General features: G+C 37.1%; 10 protein-coding genes. 8 read left to right on the forward strand and 2 right to left on the reverse strand.

All coding sequences use genetic code 11. The features are described from left to right. Positions 1-447: 447 nt before the first annotated feature. Entirely contained in the window at positions 448-996 is a 549-nt protein-coding gene (locus HMPREF9144_RS00285) for a hypothetical protein (protein WP_006043758.1), read from the forward strand. Between the two features lie 78 nt (positions 997-1,074). Continuing rightward, entirely contained in the window at positions 1,075-3,147 is a 2,073-nt protein-coding gene (gene metG, locus HMPREF9144_RS00290) for a methionine--tRNA ligase (RefSeq protein ID WP_346243145.1), read from the forward strand. 565 nt (positions 3,148-3,712) lie between these two features. Here metG and HMPREF9144_RS00295 read toward each other — a convergent pair. Next, positions 3,713-4,963, reverse strand: a complete 1,251-nt coding sequence (locus HMPREF9144_RS00295; RefSeq protein WP_040595331.1) for a M16 family metallopeptidase — start codon at positions 4,961-4,963, stop codon at positions 3,713-3,715. A gap of 82 nt (positions 4,964-5,045) precedes the next feature. On the opposite strand from HMPREF9144_RS00295, the gene HMPREF9144_RS00300 reads away from it, so the two are divergent. From HMPREF9144_RS00300 to HMPREF9144_RS00325, 6 genes are all read left to right on the forward strand, one after another. Then, positions 5,046-6,242, forward strand: a complete 1,197-nt coding sequence (locus HMPREF9144_RS00300; protein WP_040595332.1) for an FprA family A-type flavoprotein — start codon at positions 5,046-5,048, stop codon at positions 6,240-6,242. Positions 6,243-6,246: 4 nt separating this feature from the next. After that, positions 6,247-7,377 carry an acyltransferase family protein gene (locus HMPREF9144_RS00305; RefSeq protein ID WP_006043762.1) on the forward strand — a complete coding sequence of 377 codons (1,131 nt, stop codon included), beginning with the start codon at positions 6,247-6,249 and terminating at the stop codon, positions 7,375-7,377. A gap of 112 nt (positions 7,378-7,489) precedes the next feature. Further along, positions 7,490-7,969, forward strand: coding sequence for a hypothetical protein (locus tag HMPREF9144_RS00310; RefSeq protein WP_006043763.1), 480 nt, complete (start codon positions 7,490-7,492; stop codon positions 7,967-7,969). Positions 7,970-8,607: 638 nt separating this feature from the next. After that, positions 8,608-9,501 carry a hypothetical protein gene (locus HMPREF9144_RS00315; protein WP_006043765.1) on the forward strand — a complete coding sequence of 298 codons (894 nt, stop codon included), beginning with the start codon at positions 8,608-8,610 and terminating at the stop codon, positions 9,499-9,501. A gap of 507 nt (positions 9,502-10,008) precedes the next feature. Further along, complete coding sequence (locus HMPREF9144_RS00320; RefSeq protein ID WP_006043767.1) at positions 10,009-10,764, forward strand: HmuY family protein; 756 nt, start codon at positions 10,009-10,011, stop codon at positions 10,762-10,764. 145 nt (positions 10,765-10,909) lie between these two features. Then, on the forward strand, positions 10,910-12,130 hold the full coding sequence (locus HMPREF9144_RS00325; protein ID WP_006043768.1) for a T9SS type A sorting domain-containing protein: 1,221 nt from the start codon (positions 10,910-10,912) through the stop codon (positions 12,128-12,130). A 123-nt stretch (positions 12,131-12,253) separates the two neighbouring features. Here HMPREF9144_RS00325 and HMPREF9144_RS00330 read toward each other — a convergent pair whose 3' ends face one another. Beyond that, complete coding sequence (locus tag HMPREF9144_RS00330; protein WP_006043769.1) at positions 12,254-12,850, reverse strand: DUF417 family protein; 597 nt, start codon at positions 12,848-12,850, stop codon at positions 12,254-12,256. Positions 12,851-13,254: the final 404 nt, after the last annotated feature.

Here is a 13,254-nt window from a genome sequence, read left to right on the forward strand (position 1 = left end):
TTTCTTTTCATTAAAGCGTTCCTATATTTATAAGAATGCAATAGTTGTTCTGTTGTCTATATTCCCATATCATAAAGACTATTCTGCACCTTTTTCTGTGATAGTAAATATAATATGATGACATCACAAAAGTACAAATAAAAAATGGAATAACTATTTTTTTTGAATGTTTTTTTCAAATTTGGCTCTATTTGTTGTACTTACTGTGAGCAAAAGCGTTGTAAAAAGCTATTTTTAGTAGGTAAACTGGTTAATATTACGCCATTAAGCGAATATCATTTGTAGCGATTTTATACCAATTTCGTACTTAGATGTATTGCTTTATGCTATAAGTACGAAATATTATTGTACCTTTGCACCTTATTATATATAAACATTATATATAAATCATTTGCCCATATACAAAGCATTTGATAAAAATAAATATCAACAAAAAGTAAGAAAGATATGAAACAAAACCAATGGATAACAGTAGCTATGGCTACCATTGCACTAACATTAGTCAGCTGTGGCACTATAAAAAAATCTGCCACTAATACAGATGTTACAACAACACCTACTACCACAACGGAGAACGTAGAAGCAAATACAAACTTTATAAGCATTGCAGAGGCTATAGATATGGTGGAGCACCCGGAAAAGATAGCTAATATAATGAAGAAATACGACTATAAACTAAAAGAGAACTATGAGATTTACCGCCTGGATAAGTTTTCTAAGATGTATTACAAGAACTGTCGTCTTGCTAAAATTCTTACCGCCAATAAGTACGAAGACTATCCGAAACCGCTACAAAAGGGCATATCAAGCTATGTAGCTTTAGAAGATGGTGCTATTATTATAGGTGTATTCAATCAGACTGCGTACGATAACCTTGTTGCACAAGTGAAAGCTGCTGGGTTCGTGCTTGATATGCCAGGCAACGAAGATGTGTACAAGAATGGTAATCGCACTATAGGTTGCAACGAGGGTTTGAAAACTGTTAGGGTGCAATAGACCGTAAGATAGCTGCACCCTTTGCTAATCTCGCTGATTTGACGTACCTTTGCAAATAAATAGAAACAAAAACAATACATTACAGATATGGAAGAGAAGAAATTCAAACGAACTACCGTTACGGCTGCATTGCCGTATGCAAACGGTGGTGTACATATAGGACACCTTGCTGGTGTATACGTTCCGGCTGATATTTACGCACGCTATTTAAGACTTAAAAAAGAAGATGTTGTCTTCATTGGTGGTAGCGACGAGCACGGCGTGCCTATTACTTTACGGGCAAAGAAGGAGGGAATAACTCCGCAAGCTGTGTGCGACCGTTATCATAAATTAATAAAAGAATCGTTCAAAGAGTTTGGTATTTCATTCGATATTTACAGCCGCACCACGAGCGAAACACATCATAAGTTTGCATCCGACTTCTTCCGTAAGCTCTACGATGATGGCAAACTAATTGAAAAGGAAAGTGAACAGCTCTACGATGAGGAGGCAAAACAATTCCTTGCCGACCGCTATGTGGTGGGCGAATGTCCACATTGCCATAACGAACACGCTTATGGCGACCAGTGCGAAAAGTGCGGTAGCGACCTTAGCCCTATGGAGTTAATTAATCCGCACTCTACTATTTCTGGCTCAAAGCCCGTAATAAAGAAGACCAAGAATTGGTATCTACCACTGAACGATTACCAAGAATGGCTGAAACAATGGATATTGAACGACCACAGAGAATGGCGACCAAACGTGTACGGACAATGTAAAAGCTGGCTCGATATGAATTTACAGCCACGCGCTATGACACGCGATTTGGATTGGGGTATACCTGTGCCGGTTGAAGGTGCGGAAGGTAAAGTGCTTTATGTATGGTTTGATGCTCCCATTGGCTATATATCAAACACGAAAGAGCTTTGCGATAGTAAGCCCGAACAATTCGGCACGTGGCAAAAGTGGTGGCAAGACCCAGAAACACGCCTTGTTCACTTCATCGGAAAAGACAACATTGTGTTTCATTGCCTCATCTTCCCAAGTATGTTGAAAGCACACGGCAACTACATTTTGCCCGATAATGTGCCATCTAATGAATTCTTAAATCTTGAGAACGATAAAATATCTACCAGTCGCAATTGGGCTGTATGGTTGCACGAATACTTAATAGATTTTCCTAACAAACAAGATGTGCTGCGCTATGTGCTTACTGCCAATGCGCCAGAAACTAAGGATAACAACTTTACTTGGAAAGATTTTCAAGAACGCAACAATAGCGAACTGGTGGCTGTGTATGGCAACTTTGTAAACAGAGCACTACAACTAACACAGAAATATTGGAATGGCGTAGTGCCCGTATGTGGCGAATTGTTGGCGGTAGATTCTCAAACCATTCAGGAATTTAAAGATGTGAAGGAGAAAGTGGAAAGCTATCTCAATGCATTTAAGTTCCGCGAAGCACAGAAAGAGGCTATGAACTTAGCACGAATTGGCAACCGCTACATTACAGAGTGCGAACCATGGAAGGTATGGAAGACTGATCCGAAGCGTGTTGAAACCATCTTATACATCTCGCTCCAATTGGTGGCAAACCTTAGCATTGCGTTTGAACCTTTCTTACCTTTCAGCAGTAAAGAGTTACGCAATATGATTAATCTACCCAAATACGATTGGGCACAGCTTGGCAGTACTGACATTCTTCCTGCAGGACATAAACTGAATGAGCCGCATTTGTTGTTCGATAAGATTGAAGATGAAGCTATCGAAGCTCAACTTAAGAAACTCGAAGACACCAAAAAGGCGAATGAAGCTGCAAGCTATGTGGCAGAACCCATTAAAAACGAGGTATCGTTCGACGACTTTGAGAAGCTCGATATTCGAGTAGGCCATATATTGCACTGCGAAAAGGTAAAGAAGAGCAAGAAACTTTTGATGTTTACCATTGACGATGGAACAGGCACTGAGCGCACTATTCTTAGTGGTATAGCAGCCTACTACGAACCGGAACAGCTCATTGGCAAAGATGTGCTTTTCGTTGCTAACTTCCCACCGCGCAAGATGATGGGTATTGAAAGTCAGGGAATGATACTTTCAGCCGTAAACTTTGATGGTTCACTCAGTGTTACCACTACACTTGGCGAAGTAAAACCTGGTAGCCAGGTGGGATAATTTGTTAGTAAACAAATACAAAATCTTACAAGATACACTACAAAGACAGCCGATTGTTTCAGGAGAAACGGTTGGCTGCTTTTTTTATTCTATATCATATTAAACTAAAAACAACACCATACAATTTTCCACAAATCACCAAAGTTTGTATATGCTTTTTCATCACATCACATTATATTATAACACTTCACCAATGTGTTTTGCCCACATAAAACAGAGCCTCTGCAAAATATAAATAGAGCAATTATAAGCATCGTCTACTGGTTATTTAGCCACCTAATGGAACATCTCTATTTCCAGAAAAAACATTCATATTTTTGCTACTCTCGTTTCAGATATCTGTAACAATCGTCACAGATATCTGTCGCACTCGTTACAGATATCTGTTAGTTGCGTTTTAGACATCACAAAAAACCACAACCCATATAAGGCACTATTATAACAGTTTTAACAGCTAAGCAGATTTGCTATTGTCGGTATAAATAATAGCTTGCTATACAGCACCCATTACTAACCTGTTTGGGGTATAGGCTATAGCTATTCACAAATGCTAAAACGGGTCTATTTATTTGTAGATAAGTGTCGTAAGTTTATCGTTCACAAATAAATCGTTTGCTACATTCTGAATATCAGTTGCCGTAACAGCATCTATTTGTGCATAAAGACTCGTTATATCTTTCTCCCAACCAAAGTGCAAAAAACTCTTTCCAAAGTCTAAAGCAAAATTCTCTCTACTATCGCATGCTATACCTATTTGTCCTTTAATCTGGTGCTTTGCTCTATCCAATTCAGCATCAGATAGGGGGTCTTGCATCACCTTATCAAACTCTTTTCGCACCAACGCAATACATTTATTGGTATCTTGTGGGTCGCAACCAAAATAAGTACTCCACATACCCATTGCGCTAAACGATGCGAACGTACTTTCAACCGAATAAACCAATCCATTCTGTTCACGCAACGAGAGGTTTAAACGCGTACTCATACCAGGACCACCAAGAATATTGTTCAGCAAATAGAGTGCAATTCTCCGCTCATCGTGTACCGAATAGCTACGTGTGCCCATCATAACGTGTGCTTGATGTGTTTTCTTATCAACCACAATAGTAGATGGTTCGTACGTATCTTCTATCTTTGTTAGTGTGTTTGTAGCATCTTCCGTGTAGCCTATACAGAGAGCATTAGGAGGCACAATGCTCTCTGTGTGCTGTTGCAATAGCGCAACCACTTGGCTAAACTCCACATTTCCATACACAAAGAATATGGCATTGTCTGGACGATAATATTTGTTTGTAAACCGTTGCGCATCGTCAGATGTAAATTGTCGCACCACTTCGTTCGTACCCAAAATGCTATGTCCTAATGGAAGTCCTTTAAATAGCAAGTTCTCAAACTCATCGTATATAAGTTCGGCAGGACTATCGTTGTACGATTCTATTTCATCGCATATCACTTCAACTTCCTTCTCTATTTCTTTCTGTGGATAGACACTTCTAAAAACAATATCAGAAAGTAAATCTACAGCCAGTGGAAACTGGTCGCTAAGAATAGCAGAATGGTAAACAGTGGTGGTTTTAGTGGTGTAAGCATTCAGGTCTCCCCCCACATTTTCAAGACACCTTATAATATCTAAACTATCTCGCCGTTGTGTTCCTTTAAAGGTAGCGTGCTCGCAGAAATGAGCAATCCCCCCCTCGATAGGTTCTTCGCTAGCCGAGCCTGCATTAACTTCGTATCCACAGTAAACCACTGGCGATGCCGATGGAAGGTGAATAATGCGCAGACCATTCAATAAACGTGTTGTATTATATTTCATTGCGAGTGCAAAATTACTTATTTTCTTTTTGAAATATGACGAATTAGTGGTACATTTGCAAAGTAACAAACAAACAGATTCTATGATAGAAATAACAAATAAGCTCTACTATGTAGGCGTAAACGACCGTAATAAACAACTCTTCGAAGGTTTGTGGCCCTTACCTAATGGTGTCAGTTACAACTCTTATCTTATAGACGATGAGAAAGTCGTATTGATAGATACTGTAGAAGTAGACTTCTTCGTGCAGTTCTTAGAGAATATACGCGAGGTCATTGGCGACCGCAAAATAGACTATCTTGTAATCCATCACATGGAACCAGACCATTCAAGTGGATTAGCACTTCTCAAACAGTATTATCCAGACATTAAAGTTATAGGAAACAAAAAGACATTCGACTTGCTGTCTGGTTTCTACGGTATAAAGGAGAATACTATAGAAGTGAAGAATGGTGAGACAATGGAATTGGGAAAACATTCGTTACAATTCTTTATGACACCTATGGTACACTGGCCAGAAACAATGATGACTCTCTACAAAGGTGAGAGTTCTGCTCTCTTCTCAGGCGATGGCTTTGGCTGTTTTGGCGCATTAAATGGTGGAATTATTGATAAAAACATCAATACAGAGCCTTATTGGCTGGAAATGGTACGCTATTATTCTAACATTGTTGGTAAATATGGCACTCCTGTACAGAATGCACTGAAGAAACTTGCTGGTGTTAAGTTCGATTATATTTGCTCTACACATGGGCCGGTATGGCACGACAATGTGGAGAAAGTGGTTGCACTGTACGACAAGATGTCTAAATATGAAACAGAACCAGGTCTTGTCATTTGTTATGGCACAATGTATGGAAACACCGAGCGTGTAGCAGAACAAATTGCTCGTTCAGCTTCGTCAGAGGGTGTTAAGAATATTGTGATGTACAACATTTCGAAGACTCCGCACAGCTATATTCTCCGCGATATCTTCCGTTATAAAGGTTTAATAGTTGGCGCACCAACTTATAACAATGGCTTGTATCACGAAATGGAAGTGTTGCTTTCTGAAATAGCCAATCACGACATTAAGAACCATTACATTGGTTGGTTTGGCTCTTACGGCTGGGCTAGTAGAGCCGTTACGGCTATTGGTGAATGGAACGAAACACGTGGACATTTCGAAAAGGTGGGCGAGCCTGTTGAAATGCGACAAGCTCTTACCGAAGAAACAAAAGCCGAATGCTGGCGACTGGGCAAAGAAATGGCAGCAAAATTGTTAGCAGATAAGGCTTAAACGAATGAGAATAAGTATAAACACTGCCAACACACAATCGCAAGTTATAAGTATCTTGCGTTTCCCGTTGGTAGTGTTAATACTTTTCATTCACTCTAATTTCCACAATATTAGTGCCGATTGGGACGTATTTTGGACAATAAATACAACTGGAATTGGTCCACAGGTGCCATCTCTGGGCGATGTATTTGATATCATTTCTAATTCGTTAGCAACACTGGCTAATCCGTTTTTCTTCTTCATCAGTGGTTCGTTATTCTTTAAAGAAGGCTTATTCTCTAAAGATTTGTATTTACATAAGCTGCAACGACGTGCTTTCTCGTTACTTCTACCCTACATTCTATGGATTAGCACTTATCTCTTTCTTTTATCTGTAGCAGAGGGGATATTGCCAAACTGGACGGCTATTGTGCATAAACCCATAGAAAGTTTTAGCTTTACCGACTGGTTGTTGTGTTTTTGGGATATAAGTAAGATTGGTCCACAAGGCGGCATAGCTGCACCCTTGGTTATTCCGTTTTGGTACATACGCGACTTAATGGTGATTTGCCTTTTTACACCTATTATATATAAGGTATTGCACTGGCTTGCAAACGAACGAAAAGAGATATCTATACTGTTGTTTTTTGCTTTGCTTTATGTCTCGCGTTGGGCTGAAAACCTACCGGGATTAAGCGTTCAAGGACTGTTGTTCTTTTCTTTCGGAGCATTCTTTAGTATTAAACAAATAAAATTTATAGATGTTATGCGTCCGTTAAAGTGGGGAGGTCTCTTCTTTGCTATATTTGCTTGGCAGATAAATTGTGCTAACTTAATGTATGCTGGATTGATAGTTTTCACAGTCTCTACAACAACACGCATTTTAGAGCGTCGCAAACAACAAAACAAACTTGCTTTTCCACTGCCACTTGTTCTAATCAATTCCACTTTCTTTGTGTTTGCCTTTCACTCTATTGTGTTGGGTGGCATTCTCACCATATTGAAGCGTGGAATAGTGGTACCACACAACGAGCTCGAAGCATTCCTTATATATATACTAAGTCCGGTTATAATGCTCACCGTGAGCGTGGGTGTATATTGGCTATTCTACAAAATTGCGCCTCGAATTGTTTCTATATATTGTGGTGGGAGATAAACACACTAACCGAAGTAAATTATAGTTAGTTGGGGCTTTTTAGGTGAATGGAGGAGCTAGTTACACCTTATATAAAATAGACTAAACTCAGGTGTTTTAGCAATAAAAGAAAATGGAAAAAACATATAAGCACAATAAACAAAACAATATCTCTTTCATTAAACAATGGATAGAACGTTATAATAATACATCGCACGATTTTTACGACGACTATCATATCGATGAGATTGATAACAGCTTGTCGAAAGCTAAAGAACTCTGGTGGAATGCTTCGGTTCACATTTATAATGATTTTACCAGCTATATCAAAGAACTTAATCTTGAATATGGAGTTATATTGTGTATTTGCATAAGTAACTTTTACACTAAAACTAATATCCCCCGTAAATGGGATAATGCTATTTTAGAAGGAATTGACACTCCACCATCGCTATATATATACAACAAAAATAATGCTGATATTATTAGTTGGCTAAAACAATGCACCTTATTAGAATGCGAATATATAAAAGGAACGGAAGTTTACTACCACGAAATTAAAGATGTAGATGATTGCTATAAAACTATATTTATAACTCAAACTAAGCTATGAAACTATAAAAGAATAACCATCGGAAACATTTTAACACACTATTTGGTAACTATTAGAAAGAGGCACCTAACAAGTATAGGTATGGCGTAAATGTTGTTGCTAAAAAATTCTGTTGGTGAGAAAGTAGATATTCTGTAGAATATTGGCGGAGAAAACTGTAGCTATGCTTACTGCTTATTTCACAACCAAATAAACAACATCAGCTGTTTAGAAAAGCATGGTGAATGTAGCCACTTTTATCGCAGATATCTGTTACGTATTTTTCAGATATCTGTAACGCTCGTCTCAGACATCTGTAACGTTCGTCTCAGATATCTGTCAGTTGCATTTTAGATATCATAAAAAAACACCGCCTTTATGAGGGCACATTATAATGCTCAACAGATATTAATTTTGCAGAGAATTATAAACTTCGTTGGTTTATAATCTGCTATAGCCCGATTTAGACATTATTATAAATATATGAGTACAATATTTAATGTGGAACTATCGTTATATAAAGGCAGAATTTGTTATATTTGTCTACTTGTTAAAAGTGTCCAAAACTCTTTACTACTAAATAGAAGTAGAAACAGAAATATCGGCGTTTATGTAGACAAGGAAGAGAACCTATATAACAACACATCTATATATAAGTTATGAAAACAATTAAGACGTTAGTAGACTACACAAAGTCTAAGAAGAAACACCAGTTAGAAAAGAAAGACTATTTTTATATAGAACCTATAAAAGATATAGAAGAATATATAAGAAATGAGAAATCTGTAGCTGGTATAGGTTTGGCATTAGACTTTATTTCGTCATGGTTTCATTACAATTATATATATTCTTTCTTAACAACAACCGATAGTGCAACAACCGATTTAAGTAGCTTAGCCAAATCAACACTTCTTGGAATAGAAGCTAATAACTGGGATTTCTTTTTGGGTAAAAATCACGAAAAATATCATAGTGCTATACCTTTCCAAAATGCTATCAAACATCTTTCACAGGCTTTACTCTTAGGTTGGGACACATTAGCTATAAACTATGGCAAACTTTTAATCAATATGCTTTATGGTAAACAATATAAAGGTTGGCATGCGGCATATAAGCATGCTTGGTTTATGCTTGAGATATTTTGTAAATGGCAAGGAATAGAATTAGATTATAGTCGTTTGAACTATCCAGAAGATATGAAAGTATATGCGCAGGCACTTCAGTATTGGGATACAAACGATAACGACCTATTGTCTAAATTAGTGAACGAACTGGTTGATTTTCATATTGCTGAATCAGATGAATACGAACGTAAAAATCATATTCCAGACTTCTCTTCAGCAGATTATTTCATTTTCCCCGTAGAGATTCTTCTATGGCTGAACATTCGTGAGAGAATGAATTTTGCAAAATACATACCCAATAACGACTTACTAAAAATGTCTATAAACAACTGGCAAATACAGAAAGTTGCCATACCTGTAATTGAAGTTGTTGAAAAAGCAAAAACAAAGTTGCTATCCGAATATCCAAACACACGCTTTGATTTGTAAACCGAATTGTAAAAGCAATAAATAGACTGTAGCCCTTGCACATTCGTTTTAAATACAATTATACACATTCAGAATAGAACACTACGGAATGTACAAAGACTAAGATATGACGACAATTTAACCGAGAAATATATTGGTGGTTAAAGACAAACAAGGTAATATACCATCACAAATGCCCTTTATTTGCGTAATACCTATTAACCATTTATAGGTAGTGTTTTTCAGAAATATTGTTCCAATAAAGAAGATACGGCACATCTATCCATTTTTGCTGATATTTACTCACAACAAATAGCTTTACACATCTGTTGTAAAAAGTTATTATTTGTGTAACACATAGTGTCTTACAAAACCTTAAGTACCATCTTTACACTATCGCACAATAGCCTATAATGCGATACCTAACTTATACTACACAAAATACCTAATACGAGGTATTGCACAGCCATTCGCTAATATATACTTTTGCACCCGTACAATTAATTTTATATTTAAACACTATTATTTATGAAACTTAAATTACTAATGGCATTAATGTGCCTTGCTGGGTTATTGTGTGTATCGTGTACAAAGAATGAAGACGGACCTGAGCCCAAACCTGTTCAACCACAAGATGACCCTATCAAAGAGACTCCAATCAAAGAGTTATCGTTCATAACACAAGAGAAGACGCTTGAAGACTACGACAAGTGGGTGTATGTAAACTTAGAAACGGGAGAAACCGTAATGAAAGAAGATGTTAGTGAACAAGAGTGGCGAACATATTCTGAAGACGGTAAACAGAAAGACCGATTCGGACAATACGACATAACCAAAACTGTAGAAGCAAGACCATCAAACGCTCCTGAAAAATGGCACTTGGCATTCCACGTCTACGATATAAGAACTAACGGAGGCGAAGGATATATGACAGATACAACATCTATTGAAACCATTAAGACATTGCCTACAAATGTGAAATGGGTGAGCGACGTTAAAGCATATCTCATCTACGATATGAAAGGAATGATGACTGTTCCTGCTGTATTAGGATATATGAAGAGCTATGTAAATATGGGACTCTACTATTGGATGCATAAAGTAAAAGGCACAATGGGACAATACGAACTAACTATGTCGAAGTCAGATCCTGAAAAGGCACCTGTATTCTTAGTACGATTTAAAGATGGTAGCTACGCAATCATTCAGTTTACAGGCTTAAAGGACGCTACTGGACGAAAGAAAGAAGTTAGCTTCAAATATAAGTTCATTAAGAACAAGTAATCTATAACAATATAACATATATATAGAGAGAGGACTAATTGCCTCGAAGGTTATTACTTGCACAAGAAATACAGCGGTATTTCTTATGCAAGAATACGATATACTTTAAAAGAAATTTAATCAGTAACAATAATTAAAGATAACAATGAAGAAACTATTACGTTTAACAGTGGCAGCTCTATTGCTTGCCACATCACAAGTGAGCACTGCACAAATAAAAATGGCTCCTAACTATTTCAGAGCAGACCCTGCTGTATACAAATACAGAATGGCGAAAGTTGTGGAGTGGAAAGATACAGAAGACGAACAAATTACACAGTACGTCTACGACAAGATGGGGTGCCTTGTTAAGGAAGAATACAAAAGAAGTGAGGGTCCTATGATATATGCATACAACTACACTTACGACCAGCAAGGCTATATGATTCAGAAAGAAGAAGAAGCTTTAAAAACTGAAAATGGTGAGTCGATAATATCATCAAGACACAACTATAAACGTAACGAATATGGATATGTAACCGAATATACTCGAGCTACGCATCACGGAACAGAACCTGACGAGAAAACACTGACCGAAGACGTTGTAATGGAATTCTTTTACGACAACAATATGCGACTCGACCACGTAGATATTCGCCAATTTGATTATCCAACTGATAAACTCGAAGAGAATGTCGGACGCGTTTGTAAAGTTGAATATAATGATGCTGGACTTGTTAGCTGTGTTAGTCAGATATATCCTGATAACAACGAATTGGTATGGAAAGAAGAATTTACATACGACGAACAAGGTCGGCGCATTTCTATAAAGAAAGTTCCTGGCCCTAATTACACATCACAGCAAATATTATCATGGACGTGGCATTACGATAACGATGGCGACATAGATATACACTCAAGTAGCAACGGCTTTAACAAAGAGTTTAAATACGATAAACAGAAACTCGCCGCTGAAACATTTATGCCGCTCGAAGCTACTGAAGCAGAATGGGCACTACAAGGTCCGCTTAACTGTACACTCTTTAAAGAATTGCCAATGGAAAAATTCTTTAAGCACGCACCGATAAGCGAAACTACCGACGAAACAGAGATAACATACGAAGCTGTTGGTACATCAGACGGCATAAACAATGTTACATCTTCTTCTAACAATTCGTTACAAGCAAACGTTATAGACAATCAGCTCATAGTAAATATTCCTACATCTCTTATTGGAAAAACATTGCAAATATTCAGCGCCACAGGTGCATCTATGCGCAGTCTTGTTGCAAATGGTTCACAAACTACAGTCAATATCGAGAACTTAACAGCTGGAATATACGTTGTTAATGTTGCTAACCAATCTGTAAAGTTCATCAAACGATAGTATAAGACCCATTACTTAGTTTCATACTAAAAAAACAAAACTATCTGTTTGATATAACCAACAGAAAACAATAAAGGGAGAGCCTTATAAGCTACTCCCTTTTATTATGCTATAAATTTAATACTATCGTTGCTTCTTAAGTATTCGCTGCGCGCAATCTGCTAAGACTACTACTGCCGAGGCAAGAATACATACGTCCTTTATTACCAATCTACCGGCACCTGTTAATAACGGGAATCCATGCTCTCCACTACCAAGATCGGGAACCCATACTTCTGGTGTGGTAACAAGAAAAGACAGCGTTCCTATAGTCATTATTATTACTAACCCTGTTCCAACGAAACCAATCTTAGGGAACCAAATGCCTAACAATGTCAATATACCAAACGACATAATAGCTATACCTAAACCACGAGAGAAGGTATAAGTGTTATTCTCTTCGTGCCATTCGTGTTTAACTTTGTTGAATTCTCCCTCTTTCAGCTTATAATCTTTATACTCTGGTGCTTTCTTCGTATAAAAGAAACTCATGAATGGACTATTAGCAACAAAAGGGACAATGCCTTCTGCCTCATAATTCCAAAATTTCAAACCACCAATCCACACAAAAATTATAAAGATTGCAACGCGTACTAAATGAATACCTATACCTTTCAGCGATGCTGCTAATTCGAGTATAAAATGTACGAATGATGCAATTCCTGATGCAATTTTACTCATAAATGTTTTATTCTAAATTATTTTATCCTGTTTATTAAATATAAATAGCTAATATAATGCAAAGATAAACATTTATTTTCAAACATCAGCCGAAATTATTGTATTTATTACAATATTTGCATTCATTTAATTGTCTCTAAAAAAAGAAGCATATAATTATTGTATCACCAATACCTTACAATACTAATTTTATTGCGCAACGAAACAGGCTCTATTATAAAACTATGCAGGAACAATCGTTCGTACTTGTGCTTTGTTTTATAACACAAAACAACTTTAAGAATAAACTCATCTGCCTTATATGGTTATTTCTTAGCAATAGTTTGCATAACAAGTAAAGCAATATTTAGCAATAAAAATAGGTGTGTTCAACTGATTGTCTGAGCACACCTACTCTTCTATAA

This window comes from Prevotella pallens ATCC 700821 (assembly GCF_000220255.1).
GTDB lineage: Bacteria > Bacteroidota > Bacteroidia > Bacteroidales > Bacteroidaceae > Prevotella > Prevotella pallens.